Genomic DNA, 25,506 nt, shown 5'->3' on the forward strand with positions numbered 1-25,506 from the left:
GATATTTTTACACTATTATCGACAGGAAAGCACGCTCAGCCCATGTCCGACACGACGAAACCCGCCAGCACAAGAACATCGGTTACGGATCAGGAAGCCCTGGATTTCCACGCGGAAGGCAGACCCGGGAAACTGGAAATCACCCCGACCAAACCGATGGCGACGCAGCGGGATCTGTCGCTTGCCTATTCGCCTGGCGTGGCCGTGCCGGTGAAAGCCATCGCCGAAAATCCGGCGACCGCTTACGACTACACCACGCGCGGCAACATGGTGGCGGTCATCTCCAACGGCACGGCCATCCTCGGTCTCGGCAATCTCGGCGCGCTCGCCTCCAAGCCGGTCATGGAAGGCAAGTCGGTGCTGTTCAAGCGCTTCGCCGATGTCGATTCCATCGATCTCGAGGTCGACACCGAAGACGCCGATGAGTTCATCAATTGCGTGCGTTACCTCGGCCCCTCCTTCGGCGGCATTAATCTGGAAGACATCAAGGCGCCGGAATGTTTCATCATCGAAAGCCGCCTGCGCGAACTGATGGATATTCCCGTTTTCCATGACGACCAGCACGGCACCGCCATCATCGCCGCCGCCGGCCTCATCAACGCCATCGAACTGACCGGGCGTGACTTCAAAACCACGAAGCTCGTCTGCAACGGCGCGGGTGCTGCGGCAATCGCCTGCATGGACCTCATCAAGGCCATGGGTTTCAACCCTGAAAACATCACGCTCTGCGACACCAAGGGCGTGATCTACCAGGGCCGCACCGAAGGCATGAACCAGTGGAAATCCGCCCACGCGGTGAAAACCAGCAACCGCACGCTGGCCGAAGCCATGAAGGGTGCGGATGTGGTGTTCGGCCTGTCGCAGAAGGGCGCTTTCAGCGAAGAGATGATCCGCTCCATGGCGCCGAAACCGATCATTTTCGCCATGGCCAATCCGGATCCCGAAATCACCCCCGAGGAAGTCTCACGCATTCGCGACGACGCCATCATGGCGACGGGCCGTTCGGATTACCCGAACCAGGTCAACAATGTCCTCGGCTTCCCCTATATCTTCCGCGGTGCGCTCGATGTTCGCGCCAGCCAGATCAACGACGCGATGAAGATCGCTGCCGCACAGGCGCTGGCGGACCTCGCCCGCGAAGATGTGCCTGACGATGTGGCCGCCGCCTATCAGGGCAACCGCCCGCGCTTCGGATCGCAATACATCATTCCGGTTCCCTTCGATCCGCGTCTGATCTCGGCCATTCCGGTGGCTGTCGCCAAGGCTGCCATTGAAACCGGCGTCGCCCGCCGGGAACTGCCCGATCTCGACGCCTATGCCCGCGAGCTTTCCGCCCGCCGCGACCCGATGGCATCGACCACACAGCGCCTTTACGAGCGGGTGCGCCGCTCTCCGAAGCGGGTCGTTTTTGCGGAAGCCGAAGAAGAACAGGTCATGCGCGCGGCGATTTCCTTCACCGCTCAAGGCCTCGGCACCGCCATCCTGCTCGGCCGTGACGATATCATCAAGGCCAATGCGGAGCGCGCCGGCATCGATCTCGACCGCGCCAATATCGAGATCACCAACGCCCGCCTCTCCAGCCGGGTCGATGCCTATGTCGATTATCTCTATGCGCGTCTGCAGCGCGGCGGTTTCCTGCTGCGTGACGTGCAGCGCCTGGTCCACAACGACCGCAACCATTTCGCGGCCTGCATGGTGGCGATGGGCGATGCGGACGCGGTAGTAACAGGCGTTACCCGCAACTATTCGACGGCGCTCGAGGATATCCGCCGCTGCATCAACACCAAGCCCGGCCACCGCGTCATCGGCGTTTCGCTGGTCGTTTCGCGCAACCGCACCGTCTTCGTGGCCGATACCGCCGTGCATGACATGCCGAATGCGGAGGACCTTGCCGACATCGCCGAAGAAGCAGCCCACCTTGCGCGCCGTTTCGGCTACGAGCCGCGCGTTGCCATGCTTGCCTATTCCACCTTCGGCCAGCCGACCGGCGAACGCTCAGACAAGGTGCGTGAGGCCGTGAAAATCCTCGACAAGCGCAATGTCAATTTCGAGGTCGATGGCGAGATGTCGGCCGATGTGGCGCTCAACCATCACCGCATGCAGAGCCAGTATCCTTTCGCGCGCCTTTCCGGCCCGGCCAATGTGCTGGTCATGCCCGCCATCCATTCCGCCTCCATCTCCACCAAGATGCTGCAGGAACTGGGCGGCGCGACCGTCATCGGCCCACTTCTCGTCGGCCTCGACAAGTCGGTGCAGATCACCTCGATGGGCGCGAAGGATAGCGATATCGTCAACATGGCGGCAATCGCGGCCTATAACGCCGGTCGTTGAGACAGGCTGGGACGTTGCAGCACGTTTCTTCTCCCCGGCGGGGAGAAGAAACAAGCCGGATGCGCTCGCTCCGCATATGGCCATCCGGTCCTCAGCAACATCCGGATTACTCTCCCGCCCCATGGCAGGACACGAAGCGGCGGGACAAAGAACAAGATTCTACGATTTCCGGTTATTAGGATATTTTTTCCGCTGAAAGACTTTCTTGGAACCGGTTTCTATTCATAGTATTTTTTGCGCAATGCCAATTCTCGCTCTTGGCGGGTGCCTCATGTAGTTTCCACCTACAATCAAAAGGAAATACCCATGGCCCTTTCTTTCTCCAGATTTGCCGCAAAACTCATCGCCGGAACCGTCGTCATCGCTTCGATGGCAACCGCCGCTCACGCGGATGCAACGCTCGACCGGATCAAGGGTCGCGGCAAGCTCACCGTCGGCGTCATCCTCTCCGGCGCGCCTTTCGGCTTTATCGATCCGAAGACGCAGGAGCAGAAGGGTCTCAACATCGACGTCGCCAAGGCGCTGGCCGCCGGTCTCGGCGTCGAACTGGTGACTGAGACCGTGACGCCGCCCAACCGCGTGCAGTTCCTGCAGCAGGGCAAGGTCGATATTCTGATCGCCAACATGCAGTACACCGAAGAGCGCGCCAAAACGCTCGATTATGTGCCCACCCCCTATGACCGCCAGGGCGGCGCCGCAATCGGCCGCAAGGACAGTGGCATCAAGGACTGGCCGGACCTGAAGGGCAAGATCGCCTGCGTTTCGCAAGGTTCCAACTACACGCAGCCGCTGATCGAACAATATGGCGCACAGGTAAAGGCGCTGCCGAGCCAGCCAGAATCGCTTCTGGCGTTGAAGGGCGGCAATTGCGATGTTTCCGTACACGTCAACGGTACGCTGAGCCTGATGCTTCAGGACCGCGCCGACGAGTGGAAAGATTACGGCATCCTGATCCCGACCGACCTCATCCCGTCGGATTCCGTCATCTGGCTGCGCAAGGGCGAGGCCGACACGCAGGCCGCTCTCGACAAGATTGTCAAGGAACTGCACGCTTCCGGCAAGATGATCGAATTCGCCAAGGCCAACCGCCTGCCCAGCATCGGTTATATGGAAGAGCAGAAGAAGAAGCTCTCCGCCGCGCAATAAGGACCGGGGCAACCCCGCTCGGGTCTGGGTCCAGCGCGATCTAGTCCTTGACCACGAGAGTCTCCTTCGCGGCGCGGACGTGCCGCGGCTGGATGCCGGATCATCCCCGGGCTTGTTCCGGGGACCGGCATGACGGAAAGGGCGGCGGCTATCATCGCGATTTCCCCCAACCATCAAGAACGGCCGGTTTCGCCTGCCGTTCTTTTCTGCTTTATAACAAGGCAGGCCATTCTGGCGCCGCCCGCCGGACGGCACCCGCAATAACAGCATGGATTTCCGATGCAGGATTCATTTACAGCGCGCTTCATAGAACTGGCCGCGCATCTCGGCCTTAACTATGACTTTCTGAACAGCGGTTACGAGGTTCAGATCTGGCTCGACGGCATGAAGATGACGTTGATCCTCGTCGCCGTCACCTTGCCGCTCAGCCTCGTCTTCGGTTTCATTTTCGCAGCCATGCTGACATCAGGCAAAACCTGGCTTGCCGGCCCCGTCCGCGCCTATGTGGAACTGACGCGCAACACGCCGACGCTGGTGCAGCTGATGTGCGGCTTTCTCGTGCTTAACATGCTGATTTCCAACGTACTCGGCGGCGCACAGAACAATCCGCTGACACCCTTCTTCTGGGTCGTTGCCATTACCGGCCTGCACATTGCCGCTTTCCACGCGGAAGCCTTGCGCGGCGGTATCGAGGCGGTGCCGGCCACTACCATCGAGGCGGCCCGCGCGATTGGTTTCAGCTCCTTCGAGATTTTACGCTATGTGGAGTTTCCGCTGGCGATCCGTACAGCGCTGCCCTCCATCATCAATAACCTCGTCAATCTGGTGAAGCTCACCACTGTCGGCTCGGCAATTGCAGTGGGTGAAATCACCTATGCCTCGATCCTGATCTGGACGCAGCGCGACAATGTGGTCGAGCTGATGATCGTCATCCTCATCTTCTTCAGCGTCATCAATTTTATCGTCGCAAGGGCCGGTCTGTGGCTTGAACGGCGTCTTGCGGTTCCGGGGTTCGGTCAATGAGTGCGGTGGTTTCTCCAACACAGGCGGTAAAGAAGCCGCCCTTCGGCACCATTCTGCTGCTCGGCGTGGCGATATCAGTCATCCTGTGGCTGATCCTCGATCCCTCGCTCGGCCAGGTGCTGCTGCAATGGCTGCCCTATCTGGCCAAGGGTTTTGCCATGAACGTGCTGATCAGCATCCTGGCGATCGCCATCGGCACCTTCATCGGCGTCCTGCTCGGCATCATGGAGCTTGCGCCCTACCGTCTCGTGCGCGCGCCGGCGCTGACCTATGTTCAGATCTTCCGCAACGCCCCGCATCTGGTGCTGATCTTTGCCGCGACCTACATCTTCCCCTTCGAGATCGTCGCTTTCGGCAATTACATCCCGTTTCCGGACTGGATCAAGGCCGTGGTCGGCCTTGCTATTCCGGCCAGCGCCCATATCGCCGAAATCACCCGCGGCGCCATCCAGTCCATTCCGACCGCACAATGGGAAGCGGCGCAGGGGCTCGGCTTCTCGCGCAACCAGACACTGCGCTGGATCATCCTGCCGCAATGCGTGAAGCGCTCGCTGCCGCCATGGATGAACCTCTATGCGTCGATCACCATGGGTACGGCGCTCGCCTCGCTGGTCGGCGTGCATGAGCTTCTGCATGCCGCGACAGACGCCAGCACCGCCGTGCAGCGCAACGATTTTACCGTCGTGGTCTATCTCACTGTCCTGATGGCGTTCTTCCTGTTCTGCTATCCCGTCTCCCGTTTCACGCAGCGCCTCGAGCGGCGCTTCGCCTCCCGCTGATTGGAACAAGCCATGTCCGCACCCGCACCACAAACCGCCGCAAAAGCTCTGGTCGAACTGGAAGGCATACACCTGTCCTTCGGTGACAATCAGGTCCTGAAGGGCATCGACCTCACGGTCAACAAAGGCGACGCCGTCTCCATCATCGGCCCTTCCGGTTCCGGCAAGTCCACCATCCTGCGCTGCATCAACGGCCTGCTCATTCCGCAATCGGGCAAGATCACCGTCGGCGGCACCCGTGTCGACCAGCTGAAGACCGAGGCTGAACGCATCGCACTGCGCAAGCGTATCGGCATCGTTTTCCAGCAGTTCAATCTCTTCCCGCATCTGACTGTCATGGAAAACATCACCATCGCACCAATTAAGATTCTCGGCACGCCGAAGGCTGAAGCCGAGCGCCATGCCCGCGAATTGCTGGAAAAAGTGCGCCTCTCCCAAAAAGTCGATGCCTATCCCGGCCAGCTTTCCGGCGGCCAGCAGCAGCGCGTGGCGATTGCCCGGGCGCTGGCCATGCGGCCGGAACTGGTGCTCTTCGATGAGGTCACCTCCGCGCTCGACCCGGAAACCGTGGGCGAGGTGCTCGCCGTCATCCGTGATCTCGTCAATGACGGTATGACCAGCATTCTCGTCACCCACGAAATGCGTTTTGCCGAAGAAATCAGTGATAATATCGTCTTCACCGAAAACGGCCTGATCGTCGATCAGGGCACGCCGGAGCACATCTTCTACAGGTCGACCAATCCCCGCATCAACGCCTTCGTCAAGGGTCTCGGAGGACAGGTAGCGCGGGTCGCTGACGGCGAAGGGATCTGATGTCATGACCGCCGACGAGAAACTCACGCTTCATCTGGCCGAGGCCATCGCTGCCTCCGATCCGTTGCGCGACGACGAGGCGGTTGCCATCGCCCGCGCGGCGCTGATCGACTTTTTCGCCTGCGTGCTGGGCGGAGCTGCGGATAGAAGCACGAAAATCCTGATCGACAGCTTTACACCGGGCGCGTCAGGCACGGCGGGCATTATCGGCCATGATCTGCGCACGGATGCCTTTACCGCAGCCCTCATCAACGGCCACGCCGGGCATGTGCTTGACTATGACGACGTCCATGGCAGCGTGCGCGGCCACCCGACCGTCGCCATCATTCCCGCTTTGCTGGCTATCGCGGTCGAGGAAGGATCAACGGCGGATGCCTTCATCGCGGCCTATATCGTCGGGCTGGAAACCATGGCGCGTCTCGGCCTGTCGCTCGGGACCAAACACTACGAAAACGGCTTCCACGCCACCGCCACACTCGGCCCCATCGGCGCTGCGGCAGCAATTGCGCATATCCTGAAATTCGATCCTCAGACCACGGCCGTGGCGCTCGGCCTTGCCGCCACGCAATCGGCCGGACTTCGCCTGCAATTCGGTTATGACGCCAAGCCGCTGCATGCCGGGCTTGCCACGCGCGCCGGCCTCACCGCCGCGCGGCTGGCGCGATCCGGTTTTCAGGGCGCGCCGGATTTTCTGGAAAATCCCATCGGCTTTTATTCCGCTTTCGCTTTCGGTGCAGAACAGCCGAAACGCGTTCTCTCCGGCTGGGGCGCACCTTGGCAGATCGTTTCTCCCGGATTGACGCTCAAGGCCTTTCCCTGCTGCACCGCGAGCCATCCCGTTGCCGTCGGTGCGCTGGCGCTCCGCAACAGCAATGGTCTGACACCGGATGAGGTCGAGGCGGTCACCATCACCTTCCCGCCCGGCGGTGATGCCGCGCTCGTTGGACCGGCCACGCCCACCACCGGCATCGATGCGCGCTTCAGCGCCGAATATGTCTTTGCCGCAGCACTGACGGATGGAGCACTCGGGATCGGCCATTTCGACGAGCACCCGACACGCGCCGACCTGCTTGCCCTTTCCGCCAAGATCTCACGCCGGCATGATGAGACCGCCCGCCGCCTCTCGCCCGATCCCACCACCCGTTTCGTGGTCATCGACGTAACGAAGAAGGACGGCACGGTGCTCTCGCGCCGTGTCGACGGCCTCCCCGGCATTGATGACCCGACCGAAAAATTTGCCGACGCGACCGGCGGCAATGAAAAATTCGCCAGCATTCCGGCACTGGTGCGGTCCATGAAAACCGCAGCCGACCTCAGGAAGCTTGAAACGCTTCTGGTATCGCAAATATAACTCGACTGACATGAAGGCATGATCCCCATGACCACCACGACACGCAAAAGACAGATGCATCTCGGCCTTTTCCTGCAGGGCGCCGGGCACCACGTTTCCGGCTGGCGCCATCCCGACGCGGAGGCCGGCAGCGAGAATTTCGATCTGCTCACCCGTGTTACGAAAATGGCCGAGGCGGCGAAATTCGACATGGTATTCCTCGCCGACGGCCTCACCAGCGGCGTCGACGCCCATCCGTCAATGATCGCGCGTTTCGAGCCGCTGACCCTGCTTGCCGCGCTTGCCATGGTCACCGACAAGATCGGGCTGGCCGCCACAGCCTCCACCACCTATGGCGAGCCGTACCACACCGCCCGCGCCTTCGCTTCCATCGACCATCTGAGCCACGGCCGCGCGGCGTGGAACATCGTCACCACCTCATACGCCCGCACGGCGGCGAATTTTTCCAAGGACCATCCTGAGCATGACGAGCGTTATGCCGTGGCGGAGGAATATGTGAATGTGGTGCGCGGCCTCTGGGACAGCTGGGATGACGATGCTTTCGTCAAGGACAAACAGGCGGGCCGTTACGTCGATCCGGAAAAGGTCCATATCCTCAACCACGAAGGCAAATATTTCACGGTCAAGGGACCGCTCAATATTCCGCGCTCGCCGCAGGGCCACCCGGTTCTCATCCAGGCCGGCTCCTCCGGCCCGGGACAGGATCTCGCCGCCCGCACCGCCGACATCGTCTTCACCGCCCAGCAGGCGATTTCCGAAGCGCAGGCCTTCTACACCAGCCTCAAGGCGCGCGTGGAAAAATTCGGCCGCGATCCGGCCAGCGTCGCCGTGATGCCCGGCTTCATGCCGATCATCGGCAGAAGCTTTGAAGAGGCCGGTGAAAAGCTGAAGGAACTGAACCGTTGGACGGATATCAAGAGCGCCATGCCGCTGCTTGAAGAACGCATCGGCCACAGCCTTGCCGATTACGATCTCGATGGCCCGCTGCCGGATCTGCCGATTTCCGACCAGCTGCGCAGCCGCGCCGAACTTCTGACGGAACTGGCGCGCCGCGAAAAGCTGACGATCCGGGAACTGGCGCTGCGTGTCGCCGCCGGCCGCGGCCACCACATCGTCATGGGCACGGCGAAAGACGTAGCCGACCGCATGCAGCAATGGTTCGAAAACGGCGCCGCCGACGGTTTCAACGTCATGCCGCCCTTCTTCCCCGGCGGGCTGGAGGAATTCAACCGCGAGGTCGTGCCGCTCCTGCAGGAACGCGGCCTGTTCCGCAAGGACTACGAAGGCTCGACCCTGCGCGACCATCTCGGTATCACACGACCGGTTCTGCGGGGATAACCTTATGCGGATGCCCGATCAAAGGCATCCGCATCCACCAAATCTGGTTAGTGCCCCTAAGAGGACCTGGGCCCGATCTTTATGCCGCCCGCGCCGAGGTCCGATCCCGCCGGGCGGTATTCGGAGACTCCGACCGGACGGAAGATCCGTCTTCGCGCTGCGTCGTGCGGCGGTTCAACTTGAACAGGCTGACAAGCTGCGCCAGCGCATCGGCACCCTGCGCCAGCGTGGTGCTGATCACGGTGGTGCGGGCGCTCATCGCCGCATTCTCCTGCGTCATCCGATCCAGCCGATTGACCGCCTTGTTGATCTCACTGATGCCGACAGCCTGTTCGTCCGCCGCCTTGGCGATCATGTCGACGTTGCCGTCAATGTGCCTGACCAGCGCGTCGATCTGCTTCAGCGCCGTGCCGGTCTCGCCCACCAACCGGACGCCTTCAAGAACCTCGGTGCCGGAATTGTTGATCAGCGCCTTGATTTCCTTTGCGGCATTGGCGGAACGCTGCGCCAGTTCGCGCACTTCCTGCGCCACCACGGCAAAACCTTTGCCCGCGTCGCCCGCACGCGCAGCTTCCACGCCGGCATTCAGCGCCAGCAGGTTGGTCTGGAAGGCGATTTCGTCGATGACGCCTATGATCTGGCTGATTTCCCGCGATGCCGTCTCGATACGCTGCATCGCATCGACTGTCCGCTCCACGACCTCGGTGGAGGCCACGGTGGATGCCCGCGCGCTCTGAACAAGCTTGCGCGTCTCTTTCATATTCTCAGTCGAAGATCGGACCGTCGCGGTGATTTCTTCGAGCGCTGCCGACGTTTCCTCAAGCGCCACCGCCTGCTCGCGCGAGCGTTCGGCAAGATTGACGGAGGCTTCGCTGACCTCCTGGCTGCTGCGGGTCAGGTCTCCGGTCTGGCCGAGAACATTTTCCAGCGTCTTCTGGAATTCCGCGATGGATTTATTGAAATCGCAACGCAGCCTTTCGAACTCGCCGACAAAAGGTTTGTCCAGCGTAATACGGATATTGCATTGAGAAAGCCGCTCGAGCGCAGCACCAAGTTCTTCGACTGCGCGCATCCGGTCCGTCACATCGAAAGCAAATTTCACCACCTTGAAGACGCGGCCCCGATCATCAATGATCGGGTTATAGGAAGCCTGAATGAAAACGCGTTTGCCATCCTTGCCAAGGCGCATGAACTGCCCGGTCGAGAAGTGGCCCTTTCCGAGTTCCTTCCAGAAATCCCGATAGTCCTGAGACTTGGCATAGGCCGGCTCGCAGAACATCTGATGATGCTTACCGATCAACTCTTCCGCCGTGTAACCGAGCGTCGCGAGGAAATTCTCGTTGGCGCTGAGGATTTTCCCGTCGGGCGTAAATTCGATCATGGCCTGCGCGCGGGAAAGCGCTGCCAGCTTGCCGTCATCCTCGGCGCTCTTGCGCTTGATCGCGGTGATGTCGGTTGCAATCTTGACCACCTTGTAAGGTTTACCGAAACGAAACACCGGATTGTAAGAAGCCTCAATCCAGATTTCGTCGCCATTCTTGGCCTGACGCCGGTACTGGCCCTGATCGTATTCGCCGCGCGACAGCTTTGCCCAGAAGGCCTTGTATTCAGGCGAAGTCGCATCTTCGGAAGAAAGGAACATGCTGTGGGAGCGCCCAACGATTTCAGACTGCTGATAACCCACAGCCTTGCAGAAATTATCGTTCGCTTTCAAAATCTTGCCGGTCAGATCGAACTCGATGATGGCCTGCGAACGGCTGAGCGCATCAAGCACCGCATAAGCGTCCAGACCGAGTTTAGAAAGGTGAGACATCTTTTTTGAACCCCCAACAGTAATCCATGTGCAGACCTCCTCCATCCCCGAAATATAAAGATGAAAAACGGTCGGTCCGCCTGCACGCGAAACTAGCCGGACACCGTTAAATAGCGATTAATGATGTTCCATAACTATCGATCGGGAGCCTGAATCGACTGCCGGTATGCTTCACGGCGACTATATTCTCCTTGTCTATTTGGGACCGCTTATTTGCCACAGTGCTGATATTTCTGCGCCAGCGACACGATGCGGCCTTTCATCCGGGCGGCATTCATTGTTATGGCGGGGTTGAAAGATTTGTGTTGCAGGAGCGCCAATGACCAAAACCCTGAAATGCGATGTGCTGGTGATCGGCACCGGCATTATCGGTTCCATGGCGGCGCTTTATCTGCAGAATGCCGGACGCGAGGTAGTGCTTCTGGAGCGCGGCGAGGTTGCCCGGGGGGCGAGTTCCGGCAATGCCGGCATTCTGGCTTTCCCCGAAATCATACCCATTCCCGCTCCCGGCATCATAAAAAAAGCACCGCGCTGGTTGTTCGATCCGCTCGGCCCGCTCAGCGTGCCGCCTGCCTATGCGGCGAAGATCGCACCCTGGCTGTGGCGTTTCTGGCGCGCCAGCGCCGAGCGCAACTTCCGCCACGGGCTGAAATCGCTGACGGAAATCAACCGACTGGCGGCCATGGAAATGGCCCATATCACCGCCATTCCGGAACTTTCGCACCTCGTTTCAAAAACCGGGACGCTCGATCTTTACGACAGTGAGGCAAGCCTCAACGCTGCCCGCAAGGACTGGGACGAAAAGGAAAACGCGGGCTTCACCTTTGAGCGCGTCGGCCGCAACGAAATCGAAGAGCTGCAACCCGGTCTCGCGCCGCAGTTTCGCCACGCCATATTCTCTACCGATGGCCTGCAGGTCTCCGACCCCTATGATTTCACCCGCGCTATTTTCGATCTGGTGATTGCCCGTGGCGCGAGCCTGCGCAAGGGCGAAGCCGAACGCATCGATGCCGTTGGCGAAAGCACGATCGTGACGCTCGAAAACGGCGACAAGATCGATGCCGACAAGGTGGTGATTGCCTGCGGCGCCTGGTCGAGAAAGCTTGCCGCGACGCTCGGCAACATCGTGCCGCTGGAAACCGAACGTGGCTACAACACCACCCTTCCCGCCGGCGCTTTCAACCTGACGCGTCAGCTTTACTTCAACGATCATGGCTTTGTCGTCACCCCGCTGGCAACGGGCATCCGTGTCGGCGGCGCGGTCGAACTTGGCGGGCTGGAACTGAAGCCGAATTTCCGCCGTGCAGAGGCGATGCTGAAGAAGGCTGGGCGTTTCCTGCCCGGACTGAAGCTGGAGGATGGAAAACAATGGATGGGTTTCCGCCCGTCGATGCCGGACTGTCTTCCCGTCATCGGCACGGCCCGTGCCACGCCCTCCGTCATCTATGCTTTCGGCCATGGCCATCTGGGGCTGACACAATCCGCAGCCACCGCCCGTCTGGTGACGCAGCTGGCCAGCGGCGAGGACACGGCAATTTCGGTCGACCCATTCCGTCCGGGACGCTTCTCCTGAACGAAAGAGGCCGGTCTATTTCACCGGCTGCATGGAATCCTCAGGAAATTCCACCTCGGCAAAGGACGGGTAGACCTTGCGCAGGATGGTCACCTGTTGCTGGTCGCTGACCCTCAGCAGGTACCAGTCCGCACCATCCATCAGCGCCAGCGTGTGGGATTTCGCCTCGATCGTCTGGCCGCCGGTTTCCATCACCGTCTTCGTCGGAACGAGCGCATAGGGCGTTCCGTCAGGCGTTTGCGCAAGAGTGATTGCCTGCGTATCCATGGTGAATTCGGTTATCTTGACCGCCGCAAGCGCCATCTGCATCTGCGTGGTCAAGGCGCCGCGCAATTGTTCCACACTAACACCCGCGTCGCGTGCGATGAATTCAAAGATTTTCGGCGGCACGGTCCTGCCGACAAGCTCGAAATCCTGTGCATTCAAAGCCGTGCTGAACCGCTCAATCCGTGTGCGCAGGCTATCCTGCTCGGCAGGCGAAAGATCGCGCGACAATGCGGGATGCGCAATCGCCACCAGCAGAAACAGACAATAAAACAGACGCTTCATGGCTTGGCCTCTCCGGTTATCCGGCATCGCCCGGTTTCCAGGACGGAAACCGCTCATGAACGGGATTGTTCAGCGCAGCAGAAAGAAACCCGCGGCCGACAGCACCGCAAAGACGACCACACCGCCAAGGAAGCCGGCGGCGGTGAAGAAACCCGCGACCATGGCCAGCATCAGCACGCACAGCAACATGGTGCCATACTTCGTCAGGGCCAGAAAACCGTTATAGGTCTTTTCGTGCTCGGCGTAATTCATCTCGGCGCCAACTTCGACCGGACCCGTGTGGTGTTCGCTCATTCCGCTTCCCCTTTGCTCCATCCGTCATGCCCGTCGTACGGGGAAATCTGCCCGCGGACGATCACGGACCCATGCCGGATTCTCCGTAGCCAGAGGTAACATGAAGTCGCCGAAAAGCGCAATGCGTTCTGCGTGAAAGAGCGGCAACGGCATGCAGCACGACCGCTCAACCGGGCGAAACATGCCATAGGGCAACATTCTTTCGCAAACGGTTGAAAAGGGCGCTCGGCCGAGCTGTTTCATGGCGGTTTTGGTTGCTTTTCGAACCGCCTGACCATACACGGGATTCTGTGGGGAGGAACTCTGGAGCCTGTGGCAGCGGAAGCACGTGGAGGCGTGGCTGCAGCAGGGATACCGGGCTTTGCTCTCCGCCATAAACCCGCAAAGGGCCCGAAAAGGGAAGAGGGGAAAGTTATATGAAGTCGCTTTTAAAATTAAGTGCGCTGATAGACCTTGCAAGCGAAGCACTGGGCAAGGTCGCCGGTTATCTCGTGCTCATCTGCTGCCTCGTCAGCGCCGGCAACGCCATGGTCCGCTACGCCCTGAACTACAGTTCAAACGGCTGGCTGGAAATCCAGTGGTACATGTTCGCCTTCATCGTGCTGATAGGCGCATCCTATACGCTGCGCATGAACGAACATGTGCGAGTGGACATCATTTATGGCGCGATTTCGCCGCGCAGCCGCATCTGGGTGGATATTATCGGCATCGTGCTGTTTCTGTTGCCCGGCTGCTTTTACCTCGCCTGGCTTTCCTGGCCCATGTTCACCCTGTCCTGGCATCAGAACGAAATGTCCTCCAATGCCGGCGGTCTTATCCGCTGGCCGGTGAAATTCATCATTTTCGCCGGTTTCGCTCTTCTGGTTCTTCAGGGTTTTTCCGAACTCATCAAGCGCATAGGGGCCCTTAACGGGCTTTATGCGCTCGATACGAAGTACGAAAAACCCCTGCAATGATCACACCGATCTGAACCTTCAGGATATTTCCCATGTTCGAATATGGTATTCTTCCGCCACTGATGTTCCTCGGCATGATCATCTTCATGCTTTACGGATTTCCGGTTGCTTTCTCGCTCGCCACCGTCGGTCTCGTTTTCGGCATCATCGGCATCTTCACCGAGCATTTTTCACCGGCTTTTCTTCAGGCGCTGCCGCTGCGCATCTTCGGCATCGTCTCGAACGACCTTCTGCTGGCCATCCCCTTCTTCACCTTCATGGGCGCGATCCTCGAGCGATGTGGGCTTGCGGAAGATCTGCTTGAAGGGACCGGCAAACTGTTCGGCGCCATTCCCGGCGGTCTCGCCTATGCCGTCATCATCGTCGGCGCAATTCTCGGCGCGATTACCGGCACGGTTGCCGCCTCGGTCATCACCATGGGCGTCATCTCCCTGCCGATCATGCTGAAATACGGCTACAATCCGCGGCTTGCCACCGGCGTCATCGCCGCATCGGGAACAATCACGCAGGTCATCCCGCCTTCGCTGGTTCTGATCGTTCTTGCCGACCAGCTCGGCAAATCCGTGGGCGACATGTATCTCGGCGCCATCGGCCCGTCGATCCTGCAAGTCGCCATCTTCATGCTCTTCATCCTGTTCATGTCGATCGTACGGCCGAAGGACCTGCCGGCGCTGCCGCCGGAAGCGCGCGGCGAACTCGACCGCAAGCTGGTGTTCCGCGTGCTGGCGGGCATGGTCCCTTCCATCGTGCTGATCTTCCTCGTGCTCGGCACCATCTTCCTCGGCCTCGCAACGCCCACCGAAGCCGGTGCGCTCGGCGTCGTCGGTGCAATGGCCTTGGCAGCCGCGCACCGCCGCCTCAGCTGGGATCTCGTCAAGCAGGGCATGCATTCCACCATGCATATCACCTCCATGGTGGTGTTCATTCTGGTCGGCGCCACCTGCTTTTCGCTCGTTTTCCAGGGCATGGACGGCTCGCTGTGGATCGAACATATGCTGTCGGGCATTCCGGGCGGCCCCATCGGCTTCCTGATCTTCGTCAACATCTTCATCTTCTTCCTCGCCTTCTTCCTCGATTTCTTCGAGATCGCCTTCATCGTCATCCCGATGCTGGCCCCGATCGCACAGGCGCTCGGTATCGACCTGATCTGGTTCGGCGTGCTGATCTGCATCAACATGCAGACGAGCTTCATGCATCCACCCTTCGGATTTGCGCTGTTCTACCTGCGCTCCATCGCACCGCGCACGGTCAAGACGTCGGATATCTACATGGGTGCCATTCCATGGCTCGGCATGCAGCTCATCCTCGTCGCCATCGTGATCTTCTGGCCGGAATCCGTTACCTACTGGCTGGACAAGGCACCCGAAGTCGATCTGAATTCCATCAAGATCGAGATACCCTCATTTGGCAATCAGGGCGGCAACACCATGCCTAATTTCGGTCAGCCGGGTGGATTGCCAGGCATGCCTAATCTCGGCGAACCACCGAAGATCGGACCGTAAGAGCTGTCTTGTAAGGACCTGGCGAAACGCTTATGATTGCGGAGTGGAAGACAGGGTTGCAGCCCTGCCTTCCGTTTTGCTTATCGTTTGAAATGAAGCCGGACAGTCAGTGACCAGCCTGTTCGGTTTTTTTCTAACGGCAAACGCAATGCTCAGTGGTTTCCACATCGCATCACCTCCACAGTTGAGAGCAGGGCCTTTGCCGAGGTCGGCGTGGCAAATCCCCGCCGACACTCCGGCTGGTCGCGGAGCCTGCTGCTTTTGCTCACAACGGATTTGATCGTAAATCATCCTTTGTTGTCGGACACGTGAAGGCATGCGCGCACAACAAAAACCCCGGAGATCGAAATCCCCAGGGCCTTTGCTCGGTCCGCCGTCACCGAATAATCAGAGCTTGCCGTTACGCTGCTGGATCATCATGAAAGTATCGAAAGTGTATTCCGCAAGCTGCATCCACAAATAACCTTCGCGCTTGAAGGCAACCTGGTCCTCGTAGATCTTCTTGAAGTCCGGATTGGACGCCGAAATATTGGCGTACACTTCCAGTGCGGCCTTGTAGCAGGCCTCGAGGATTTCCTGGCTGAACGGCCGCAGTACCGCACCTTCCGACACCAACTGCTTGATGGCGATCGGGTTTTTCGCGTCGTATTTCGCCATCATACTGGTGTTGGCGAAAGCGCAGGCATCCTGCAGCGCCGTCTGGTAGTTTTTCGGCAGGCTGTTCCACTTGTCCAGATTGACGAAGGAATGGATGACCGGGCCACCTTCCCAGAAAGCGGGATAATAGTAATATTTCGCCACCTTCTGGAAGCCGAGCTTGTGGTCGTCGTAAGGACCGACCCACTCCGCCGCGTCGATGGTGCCTTTTTCCAGCGCCGGATAGATGTCGCCGCCGGCGATCTGCTGCGGTACGACGCCGAGCTTTTCCACTACCTTGCCGGCGAGACCGGCAATGCGCATCTTCACGCCCTTGAAATCGTCGACGGTATTGATTTCCTTGCGGAACCAGCCGCCCATCTGCGCGCCGGTATTGCCCGAAATCATGCCGTAGAGATTGTGTTTGGCGTAAAACTCATTGAGTAGCTTGTTGCCGTTGCCTTCATAGAACCATGAGTTCGTCAGACGGGCGTTGAGGCCGAAGGGTATCGCCGTGCCGATGGCGAAGGTCGGATCCTTGCCGACGTAATAATAGGAGCAGGTGTGGCACATTTCCACCGTGCCTGATGACACGGCATCGGCCGCCTGCAGGCCGGGCACGATCTCGCCCGCAGCAAAGGGCTGGATGGTGAAATTGCCGTCGGTGGCAGCGGCGACGTGTTTGGCGATATCCTCGGCGCCGCCATAGATCGTGTCGAGCGATTTCGGAAACGACGACGTCAGACGCCAGTTGATCTTGGTATTCTGCTGTGCAATGGCGGGCGCAGCCAGAGCTGCAGTGGCAGCTCCCGCAAGCGCACCTTTTTTCATAAAGGAACGGCGATCCATCTATATCCTCCCAGATATGAACGCTGCCCGCAGCTTTGAATTCCCCTCGTTGCTGTTCAGGCATCGCAGCAAAGTAAGCACGGTTACCGCCCGGCTGACAAGCACCCGCGCCAAGAATTAATCACGGAAAAACCGGCCTTTCCGGGAATTTTCCGAAACTCTGCTTCGCATTTTATTTGCAACTGAAATATCCCGGCACCGCCTTATACTTTAGGCGCATACAGGATCGTCAGAACGCAAAACGCGTGCTTGACTTGGCCAGCCGGCAGTCGCACAAATTTCGAAGATTCGTCCCGGAGCCACCATGCCAAAACCAATTATCGCCGTACCCGCCGACATAAGGCATTTCACCGGGGCCGACTGGCACGCCGCGCAGAACCAGTATGTTTCCGCCGCATTGAAAGTGGCTGGTGTCATGTCCTTCATCATCCCGGCCTTCGAGGACGGAAACGAGGTTGACGCCATTCTCGACCGGGTGGACGGCCTGCTCGTGTCCGGCTCCGCCACCAATGTGCACCCTTCCCTTTACGGAAAAGAAGCGCAGGAGAGCGACGGCCCGTTCGATCAGGCTCGCGACGCCACCAGCCTGCCGCTCATCCGCCGCGCCATCGAGCGCGGTATTCCGATGCTGGCCATCTGCCGCGGCATTCAGGAACTGAACGTCGCACTGGGCGGTACGCTTGCTTCGGAAATTCAGGAGCAGCCCGGCATATGGGACCACCGCAAGCCGGAACATGACGACCGCGACGTGGCCTTCGCCATCCGCCAGCCGGTACATGTGCGCGAAGGCTCCTGCATTGCGCAGCATCTTGGCATATCAGGCGAAATCCAGATCAATTCGCTGCACCGGCAGGCGATTGCCGAGACCGCACCACGCCTGCAGGTGGAAGCAACGGCGGCGGACGGCACGATCGAGGCCGTTTCCGTCATCGACGCCAAGGGCTTCGCCGTTGGTGTGCAGTGGCATCCGGAATATTGGGCCGAGACAGACGCACCCTCACGGGCATTGTTCGAGGCCTTCGGCAAGGCCGTCCACGACTATCGAAACAGCAAGGTCTGAACCGCCGCTGATCCCCTCGGCGGCCCACAAGAACACAAAAAAGGGGCAAGCCTGAAGGCCTGCCCCAAGTTCTGGGAGGAGGATTTAGCGCTTTGCGCGTTTCTTCTGCCGGTAGACGTCAGCAACGACCGCGGCCACGATGATGAGGCCTTTGACGATTTCCTGGTAATAGGCATCCACCCTGAGGAAGGTGAAGCCCGACGTCATGACACCGAGAATGATGGTGCCGATCACCGTTCCGGTGATGCGCCCGGCACCGCCGGCGAGCGACGTGCCGCCGATAACGGCCGCGGCGATGGCATCAAGTTCATACATCACGCCCATGCCGGCCTGCGCCGTCTGCGCGCGGGCAGCGGTGACGACGCCGGCGAGACCGGCCAGCATGCCGGCAATCGCATAGACCTTGATCAGATGCGCCTCGATATTGATACCGGAAACGCGGGCCGCCTGCTGGTTGGCGCCGATGGCATAGGTGAACTTGCCGTAACGCGTATAACGCAGCGCCACATGGAAAATGACGGCGACGACGAGGAAAACCACGACCGGCCAGATACCCGTGCCGATGAAGTTGAAACCGTCGGTGAGCCCCGAGATCGGCTGGCCCTTCGTATACCATTTGGAAAGACCGCGCGCCGTCACCATCATGCCGAGTGTTGCGATGAAGGGCGGAATTTTGGTACGCGCGATGAGCTGTCCGTTGATGAAACCCGCCAGGGTACCGGCCAATATGCCGACCGCGAGCGGTATGAAGAAAGGCAGATCGGTCAGCCCCGGATAGAGAGCTCGCGGCCATGTGGAGGATTGCGCCACGCTGGCGGACAACATCGCCGTCAGGCCTACGACGGAGCCGGAGGAGAGATCGATACCGCCGGTGATGATGACCTGGGTCACGCCAACCGCGATGATGCCGATGACAGAAACCTGCAGGATCATGATCGTCAGGCGCTGCTGGTTCATGAGGAAGCTCTGGCCGATGAAAATCCAGCCGAGAATTTCATAAACCAGCGCGATGCCGATCAGCACGAAAAATATATTGGCCTCGGGCGGGATGCGCCGGTGCGGCTTGCGTCCGGATTTTGCATCCAACTCCGTGTTGGCGGCGGCGTTCGTATTCATAATCGTTCCTCCTCGAGAAATCCCGGCGCGCCTCACCGCGATGCGAGATCCATCACTTTCACCTGCGTGGCTTCACTTCTATCAAGGAAGCCCGTCACCCGACCTTCATGCATGACCATGACACGGTCGCTCATACCCAGAACCTCCGGCATTTCGGAGGAAATCATGATGACGGCGACGCCCTGGCGCGCCATCTCGCAAACCAGCTTGTGAATTTCGGCCTTCGCCCCGACATCGATGCCGCGCGTCGGCTCATCCAGAATGAGAATGCGCGGTTGGGTCAGCATCCAGCGACCGATCAGAACCTTTTGCTGGTTGCCGCCGGACAGGTTTTCGATACGTTCGTAAAGATGCGGCGTCTTGACCCGGAGCTTGCGGCACATCTCCTCGCAGGCTTCCGAAAGCGCGTTTTCCTGCACGAAACCATTGGCGACATATTTGTCCTGCAGGACGGCGATCTGCATGTTCTCAAGAATATTGAGGATCAGCAGGCACCCCGTATCCTTGCGGTCCTCCGTCAGAAACGCCATGCGGTGACTGATAGCCTTCGTCGGGCTGTCGATCGAAACCGGCTTGCCGTTGATCGTTATCGTTCCTGAGGAAGCGGGTGTCACACCGAACACGGTTTCCGCCACATTGGAGCGGCCCGAGCCGACAAGACCTGCAACGCCGAGAATTTCACCGGCGCGGACATCAAAGGAGACGTCATGGAACACGCCATCAAGGTTCAGGTTCTTGACCGACAGAACGACGTCGCCGATCGGAACCTCTTCCTTGGGGAACATCTGGGTGATTTCCCGGCCCACCATCATGCGGATGATGTCATCACGCGTCACATCGGTGGAAGCGTGAGTGCCGATATATTTGCCGTCGCGGAAAACCGAGAACTCGTCGGCGATCTCGAACAGCTCGTTCATCTTATGGGTGATGTAGACGATGCCGATGCCGCGCTCCCTGAGATCACGAATGATGCGGAAGAGATGCTCGACCTCGCGCTCCGTCAGCGCAGATGTCGGCTCGTCCATGATGAGAACGTCAGAATCGTAGGAAACCGCCTTGGCGATCTCGACCATCTGACGGCTTGCCACCGAAAGCTCACCAACACGGGTTTCCGGATCGAGATCAATACCCAGCCTCTCAAGCAGGGTCTGGGTGCGGCGATACATTTCGCCATGATCAATGAAGCCCAGCCGGTTTTTCGGCTCGCGGCGGATCCAGATGTTTTCCGCAACCGTCATGTAAGCCATCAGGTTCAGTTCCTGATGGATCATGGCGATGCCGTTCTCCAGCGCATCGAGCGGGGAATCGAGACGGATCGGCGCGCCTTTCAGGCGGATTTCGCCTTTGTCCGGCTGGTAGATGCCGGCGAGAATCTTCATCAGCGTCGATTTGCCGGCGCCATTCTCGCCCATCAGCGCATGCACGGTGCCGCGCTTGAGGTGGAACTGCACATCATCGAGCGCCACGACGCCGGGAAATTCCTTGCGTACGCCATCCGCTGCGAGAAGAAACTCCGCATTCGGCACGGCTCCGCTGGCGCGCACGGCGGCCATTGTCGATGGACTGACGACCATCTCACCCTCCACAATAGACAAAAATGACCGGAGATAGGGTTTTGCCAGAGGGCGCACCTTGCCTCCGGGGAGGCTTACAGCGCCGTGCCGATCACGACACAAGGGCGCTGTAACACTTTGAATTCACTGAAATCCAATCGCAATCCGCTCACACACCGAAGCTTGCTCCCCAGTGCTGACGGGAACCGGCATCTGCCTCCGGGATCACCTGAAACAGACGCAGATGCCGGAAGGGGCCGTTAGTTCTTGGCCACGTAGTCCTTGACGTTTTCAGGCGTGACGAGCTGGAAAGGAATGTAGACCTTCTTCTCGACCTTGTCGCCCTTGACGAGCTTCAGCGCGGCATCGAGAGCACCCTTGCCCTGCCCCGCCGCATCCTGAAAGACCGTGACGTCGAGATCGCCCGCCTGCATGGCCGCGAGCGCATCCTGCGTGGCGTCAACACCGGCGACGACATAGCCTTTCATGTCCTTGCCCGCGGCCTTCAGCGCCTGGAGAGCACCAATCGCCATTTCATCGTTGTTGGCGATGACGGCGTTGAACTCGATGCCGCTGGAGAGCCAGTTGGTCACGAGGTCGGAACCCTGCGTACGCTGCCAGTTCGCGGTCTGCTCTTCAACCACGGAAATGCCCTTGCACTCGTCGGTCTTCAAAACATCCTTCGCAGACTGTGTGCGCATGCGCGCAGCCTGGTTGGAAAGCTCGCCCATCATGATGACCGCATTACCCTTGCCACCGAGAAGGCGGCAAACCTCTTTGGCCTCAAGCGTACCGGCAACCGTCTCGTCGGAAGCGACGAATGCCTGGCCATCAGGCAGGCTGTCGACGTTCACCGGCTGGCGGTTGACGTAAACGAGCGGAATTTTGGCATCGGCGGCAAGCTTCGACATGGCCGCCGTCGCATCCGTGTCAACCGGGTTGACGATGATCGCATCGACCTTGGATGCGATGAAGTTCTGGATCTGACTCTGCTGCTTGGCGACGTCGTTCTGCGCATCCTCGACCTGCAGGGTGACGCCCTTCAATTCCTTGGAATAATCCTGCATGCCGTTGCGCAGCACGGTCAGGAAGTTGTCGTCGAACAGCGCCATCGAGACACCGACTGTCTCCGCATGTGCCGCTGTGCCGAGAAGCGCAGACATGGCTGCGCCGATGATAAATTTCCTCATTGTTTTTCTCCTCCATGGCGTCCGGCGCCGCCTCTCCCAGCCGGAGGCGAACCCGAAAGCCCGCCGCAACCTCCTCACATTCAGAAAACGGAATAATGAAACCGATTTTCTGCCTGTTCGATATATTTATTCCATTTTTGGTTCGAACGTCAATGCTTTCTTCGCAGCCCAGCTGTGGAGCGGCGCACAAGGCCGTGATGATTGGACATTCAAGCGGACGAGCGTTCCAGACGGGATTGCCGATGAAGGTGCTGAAGCTCCGTTTGCCTCGTCCTGCCCTTGAGGCAGGGAAGCCATAAGCCGTTGAAATTACGGCTCCCGGTTCGGAGCCAGGACGAACTCGGCTGAGATGGAAGATTTATTCCAAACCGGAATCCGCCGGCCCTCTCTTCAGAAGGCCGGCGGAGCATCGGATTTCTTCACCTTGGAACGTTCATGCGATTCACCATGCCGCCTGTGGAAATCTGGCGGCAGACGGACGGCGGCAAATGGAAGTGCGTAGCGCCTTACGGGTGGGAGCCAGGCATGACATCGGCGGGAATCGGGCAGACATAGTTGCTGCCTTCGGTCTTTTCCTGCCACTCCTTCCTGGCATTGGCGAGCAGTTCCGGCGAGGTCATCAGCGCAAGGCCTGTCGACGCCATTGCCTTGGCGGCATGCGCCATGGCTTTGTGGGCGGCAGGGCTTTTGCCCTGCGCCACCACCTGCCAGGTATGCGGATTGGTCCCAATCGCCCAGGCCGGCGTCCAGCACTGCGCCGTTGGCGTGACCCAGCTAACGTCACCGACATCGGTGGAACCCGCCCGGAAATGCGACTGGCCCTCAAAATCCCGCAGGCCGAGATGCAGCGGCGTCGAACCGTCGATCTTCCGGTTGGAAAAAACATCGCCCTTTATCTGATAGAGCCGGATGCTGCTTTTGATCGCCTCGTCGGTGAAAGTATCCTGAATGCGTTTGGCGAAAGCGATATCCGCCTCGTCGAAGGCTACGGGGCCAAGCGCCACCATGTTTTCATGCATCGCCGTTTCCAGCGTGATGTTGGGAAGGAGATTGGTGGAAGCGGTATCGAAGACGATCTCCACCTCGGTTTCGGTCATCATCGCCGCGCCGCGCGCGACCTTGTCCACCCGCGCGGCAAGATCGAGCGCCTGGCGCATTTCCGGGGCGCGGATCAGGTAAAGTACTTCGGCCTTCGCCTGCACCACATTCGCCGCCTTGCCGCCGGTATCGGTGATCGCATAATGCACCCGGCAATCCTGCGGCATATGTTCGCGCAGGAAGTTGACACCGACATTCATGAGTTCGACGGCATCGAGCGCCGAACGCCCGAGATGGGCGGCGTTGGAGGCGTGGGCTGCAACACCCTTGAAACGGTAGAAATATTCCAGCACGGCAAGATTATTGGTTGAGCGTACGCCGTTGAACGGTGCCGGATGCCAGGTCAGCGCCGCGTCGACATCATCGAACAGGCCGGCGCGCACCATGAAGGTCTTGCCGGAACCACCTTCTTCGCCCGGGCAACCGTAATAACGCACTGTGCCGGGAAGATGATTGGCTTTCAGATGCCGGGCGAGAGCAATAGCGGCCATCAATGAGCCGACGCCAAGCAGGTTGTGGCCGCAGCCATGGCCGGTGGCGCCTGCCTCACGCGGCTGCACCTGCGCCACATCGGCCAACTGACTCATGCCGGCCAGCGCATCGAATTCGCCGAGGAAGGCGATGACCGGCTTGCCGCTGCCGAATTCGCCGATGAAGGCCGTTTCCATGCCTGCCACACCGCGGCGAACCGCAAAGCCACTTTCCTCAAGCGCTGCAGCCAGAACGCCGGCAGATTGCCGTTCTTCGAATTTCAGCTCGGCAAAATCCCAGATACTGTCGCTCAGGGTGGTGAAATCGGGCTTCATCGCCTCGACTTCGGCGGCAATCGACATCACGGCATCACGGTTCATGGCTTGTCCTCGCATTTCCGCCCTTTGCGGGCACGCGCAAGCGCTTCGGCGGAAACTCCGCCAAATCCTTACGCTCTATGATGGAAAGACCGCGCCAGAGTCCGCCTCCGGCGCGGTCATAGTAGATCAGTTGTCGACCGAGACTTCCCAGAGACGGGCGTTCGACTGCCAGACCGGCTGGCCCTTCAGCTTTTTCGTCGCGCCCCAGACATCGACCATGTCGTAAAGGAAGATGCCCGGCATTTCCCTCAGCATCAGTTCGTGAAATTCGTCGAAAATCTTCTGGCGCTTCGTCTGGTCAGCCTCGACATAGGCCGCCTTCATCAGTTCGATCGCCTTCGGATCATCCCACATCAGGGAGGCGTTCTTGTCCTTGTTGCCGACATAGAAGGCGTACATCAGTGCCGGGTCGAGACGCGGAGCGACCGACTGCGAGATCACCTGATAATTGCCGGAACGACGGCGATCGACCTGCGTGGCATAATCCAGCACCTCGATCTGCACGTTTAGACCCGCCTGCTGCATCATCGCCTGCGCCATGACGGCGGCCGGGAAACTCGGCACGTTGCCGCGCTTGTTGGCGATGATCGAGATCGGCTCGCCCTTGTAACCGGCGGCGGCCAGCTCCTTCTTGGCCGCTTCGATGTCATAGGCCGGACGCTTCTTCTGGGCCTCGTCGTAATAGACCGAACCCTGCGAGACCATCGAACCGTTGGCTTCACCCGTACCGTTCGATGCAGCCGCGACCAGTTCGTCGAGATCGAGCGCCATCGCCATGGCACGGCGCACACCGGGATTGCTCAGCACCTTGTCGCGGGTCTGGATGTAGAACAGGTTCTTGCCGTTGTTGCGGGAGACGATGAGCTGCATCTTCTCATTGGTCTTGAACTCGGGAATGAGATCGGGAGAAATCTCGGCCGTATCGAGCACGCCGGATTCAAGCCCGGCCTTCACGGTCGAGGCATCGGGAATGACCATGAACTTGATGCCATCGGCGAGCGGCCGCTTGGAGCCAACCATGCCATCCGGCTTACCGTCATTTGCCGGCGAAACATAATCGGCAAATTTGGAAAGGCGAATATATTCGCCTTTCTTCCACTCGTCCCACTGGAACGGCCCTGTCCCGATCGGCTTGGCGAAGCTGCCATCGGCAGCAATCGATTCCGACGAGATCATGCCGGTATAACCGCATTCCGGCCGCGACATGAGGCCGAGGAAGACGCCTGACGGCTTTTCAAGCGTGATCTCGACCGTGGATGCATCCGTGGCCTTGACGCCGGTGACGTGTGCTGCGCCGCCTTCCGCGAAATCGTTGAGGCAGGTCCATTTGGTTTCCGGCTTCAGATAACGTGTCCAGTTCCAGACGACATCCTCTGCGGTGAGCGGCTTGCCATTGTGGAATTTCACGTCCTTGCGAAGCTTGAAAGTATAGATCAGGCCGTCAGAAGAGACATCGACGGTTTCGGCGAGAAGCGGCTTCACCTCGCCGGCATTGTTATAACCGACGAGGCCTTCGACGATGTGCAGGATAACCCCGTCCGTATTGCCGTCGCGGTTCACGCCCGGATTGTTGCTGCGCAGATCGGAGCTTTGCGCGATGGTGATATCGCGTGCTGCGGCGATATTGGCGGTCACGAGCAGGGCAACGCCTGCAAGAAGAAGTTTTTTCACTGTTCTACCCTCTT

Annotated in this window: 21 protein-coding genes; 12 read left to right on the forward strand and 9 right to left on the reverse strand. The window is 59.5% G+C overall.

The annotated features are described in order from the left end of the window. The first annotated feature begins 42 nt into the window (after positions 1-42). The 7 genes from QRN60_RS16115 to QRN60_RS16145 all read left to right on the forward strand — a co-directional run bounded on the left by QRN60_RS16115 (position 43) and on the right by QRN60_RS16145 (position 8,781). Positions 43-2,331: an NADP-dependent malic enzyme gene (locus tag QRN60_RS16115; protein ID WP_003510306.1), complete on the forward strand. Its 2,289-nt coding sequence runs from the start codon at positions 43-45 to the stop codon at positions 2,329-2,331. A gap of 306 nt (positions 2,332-2,637) precedes the next feature. Next, positions 2,638-3,477, forward strand: coding sequence for a transporter substrate-binding domain-containing protein (locus tag QRN60_RS16120; RefSeq protein ID WP_003510308.1), 840 nt, complete (start codon positions 2,638-2,640; stop codon positions 3,475-3,477). A 279-nt stretch (positions 3,478-3,756) separates the two neighbouring features. Then, positions 3,757-4,500 (forward strand): amino acid ABC transporter permease, encoded by a 744-nt coding sequence (locus QRN60_RS16125; protein WP_003510310.1) that lies wholly within the window; start codon positions 3,757-3,759, stop codon positions 4,498-4,500. Next, complete coding sequence (locus QRN60_RS16130) at positions 4,497-5,279, forward strand: amino acid ABC transporter permease (protein WP_020811963.1); 783 nt, start codon at positions 4,497-4,499, stop codon at positions 5,277-5,279. Before QRN60_RS16125 ends, QRN60_RS16130 begins: the two co-directional genes overlap by 4 nt. 12 nt (positions 5,280-5,291) lie before the next feature. Then, entirely contained in the window at positions 5,292-6,092 is an 801-nt protein-coding gene (locus QRN60_RS16135) for an amino acid ABC transporter ATP-binding protein (protein ID WP_003510314.1), read from the forward strand. A 4-nt stretch (positions 6,093-6,096) separates the two neighbouring features. After that, positions 6,097-7,443: an MmgE/PrpD family protein gene (locus tag QRN60_RS16140; protein WP_111793865.1), complete on the forward strand. Its 1,347-nt coding sequence runs from the start codon at positions 6,097-6,099 to the stop codon at positions 7,441-7,443. Between the two features lie 18 nt (positions 7,444-7,461). Beyond that, positions 7,462-8,781, forward strand: a complete 1,320-nt coding sequence (locus QRN60_RS16145) for an LLM class flavin-dependent oxidoreductase (RefSeq protein WP_003510317.1) — start codon at positions 7,462-7,464, stop codon at positions 8,779-8,781. 79 nt (positions 8,782-8,860) lie between these two features. Here the strand turns inward: QRN60_RS16145 and QRN60_RS16150 are convergent, their stop codons facing one another. Then, positions 8,861-10,594 (reverse strand): methyl-accepting chemotaxis protein, encoded by a 1,734-nt coding sequence (locus QRN60_RS16150; protein ID WP_111818749.1) that lies wholly within the window; start codon positions 10,592-10,594, stop codon positions 8,861-8,863. Positions 10,595-10,913: 319 nt separating this feature from the next. Between QRN60_RS16150 and QRN60_RS16155 the strand changes: the two genes are divergently transcribed. Further along, on the forward strand, positions 10,914-12,167 hold the full coding sequence (locus QRN60_RS16155; protein WP_111817679.1) for an NAD(P)/FAD-dependent oxidoreductase: 1,254 nt from the start codon (positions 10,914-10,916) through the stop codon (positions 12,165-12,167). Positions 12,168-12,182: 15 nt separating this feature from the next. On the opposite strand, the gene QRN60_RS16160 is transcribed toward QRN60_RS16155, so the two are convergent. Next, positions 12,183-12,716, reverse strand: a complete 534-nt coding sequence (locus tag QRN60_RS16160; protein WP_003510324.1) for a type 2 periplasmic-binding domain-containing protein — start codon at positions 12,714-12,716, stop codon at positions 12,183-12,185. A gap of 69 nt (positions 12,717-12,785) precedes the next feature. After that, positions 12,786-13,010 carry an aa3-type cytochrome c oxidase subunit IV gene (locus QRN60_RS16165; RefSeq protein ID WP_003510326.1) on the reverse strand — a complete coding sequence of 75 codons (225 nt, stop codon included), beginning with the start codon at positions 13,008-13,010 and terminating at the stop codon, positions 12,786-12,788. Positions 13,011-13,426: 416 nt separating this feature from the next. Here QRN60_RS16165 and QRN60_RS16170 point away from each other — a divergent pair, with 416 nt between their 5' ends. Both QRN60_RS16170 and QRN60_RS16175 read left to right on the forward strand, forming a co-directional pair. After that, positions 13,427-13,966: a TRAP transporter small permease subunit gene (locus QRN60_RS16170; protein WP_003510329.1), complete on the forward strand. Its 540-nt coding sequence runs from the start codon at positions 13,427-13,429 to the stop codon at positions 13,964-13,966. Between the two features lie 32 nt (positions 13,967-13,998). Then, positions 13,999-15,468 carry a TRAP transporter large permease gene (locus tag QRN60_RS16175; protein ID WP_060724802.1) on the forward strand — a complete coding sequence of 490 codons (1,470 nt, stop codon included), beginning with the start codon at positions 13,999-14,001 and terminating at the stop codon, positions 15,466-15,468. 387 nt (positions 15,469-15,855) lie between these two features. Here QRN60_RS16175 and QRN60_RS16180 read toward each other — a convergent pair whose 3' ends face one another. Next, the gene (locus QRN60_RS16180) at positions 15,856-16,953 is read right to left on the reverse strand and encodes a TRAP transporter substrate-binding protein (protein ID WP_003510333.1); all 1,098 of its coding nucleotides are present in this window, start codon (positions 16,951-16,953) and stop codon (positions 15,856-15,858) included. Positions 16,954-17,257: 304 nt separating this feature from the next. Between QRN60_RS16180 and QRN60_RS16185 the strand changes: the two genes are divergently transcribed. Beyond that, the gene (locus tag QRN60_RS16185) at positions 17,258-18,013 is read left to right on the forward strand and encodes a gamma-glutamyl-gamma-aminobutyrate hydrolase family protein (RefSeq protein ID WP_060724803.1); all 756 of its coding nucleotides are present in this window, start codon (positions 17,258-17,260) and stop codon (positions 18,011-18,013) included. An 84-nt stretch (positions 18,014-18,097) separates the two neighbouring features. Here QRN60_RS16185 and QRN60_RS16190 read toward each other — a convergent pair whose 3' ends face one another. The 3 genes from QRN60_RS16190 to QRN60_RS16200 form a co-directional block, all read right to left on the reverse strand. Next, positions 18,098-19,129 carry an ABC transporter permease gene (locus tag QRN60_RS16190; RefSeq protein WP_003510336.1) on the reverse strand — a complete coding sequence of 344 codons (1,032 nt, stop codon included), beginning with the start codon at positions 19,127-19,129 and terminating at the stop codon, positions 18,098-18,100. Positions 19,130-19,161: 32 nt separating this feature from the next. Then, the gene (locus tag QRN60_RS16195) at positions 19,162-20,703 is read right to left on the reverse strand and encodes a sugar ABC transporter ATP-binding protein (RefSeq protein WP_111817678.1); all 1,542 of its coding nucleotides are present in this window, start codon (positions 20,701-20,703) and stop codon (positions 19,162-19,164) included. A 239-nt stretch (positions 20,704-20,942) separates the two neighbouring features. Next, positions 20,943-21,872 (reverse strand): sugar ABC transporter substrate-binding protein, encoded by a 930-nt coding sequence (locus QRN60_RS16200; protein WP_060726909.1) that lies wholly within the window; start codon positions 21,870-21,872, stop codon positions 20,943-20,945. On the opposite strand from QRN60_RS16200, the gene QRN60_RS16205 reads away from it, so the two are divergent. Further along, a complete protein-coding gene (locus QRN60_RS16205) occupies positions 21,844-22,155 on the forward strand; it encodes a hypothetical protein (protein WP_087745769.1) in 312 nt (103 codons plus the stop codon). The two genes, QRN60_RS16200 and QRN60_RS16205, sit on opposite strands and share 29 nt — an antisense overlap. Before the next feature lie 223 nt (positions 22,156-22,378). On the opposite strand, the gene QRN60_RS16210 is transcribed toward QRN60_RS16205, so the two are convergent. Then, entirely contained in the window at positions 22,379-23,821 is a 1,443-nt protein-coding gene (locus QRN60_RS16210) for a M20 family metallopeptidase (protein ID WP_111817677.1), read from the reverse strand. Positions 23,822-23,947: 126 nt separating this feature from the next. Continuing rightward, positions 23,948-25,492: an ABC transporter substrate-binding protein gene (locus tag QRN60_RS16215; RefSeq protein ID WP_112295586.1), complete on the reverse strand. Its 1,545-nt coding sequence runs from the start codon at positions 25,490-25,492 to the stop codon at positions 23,948-23,950. Positions 25,493-25,506 lie beyond the last annotated feature (14 nt).

This window comes from Agrobacterium sp. CFBP2214 (assembly GCF_030209895.1).
Classification (GTDB): domain Bacteria; phylum Pseudomonadota; class Alphaproteobacteria; order Rhizobiales; family Rhizobiaceae; genus Agrobacterium; species Agrobacterium radiobacter.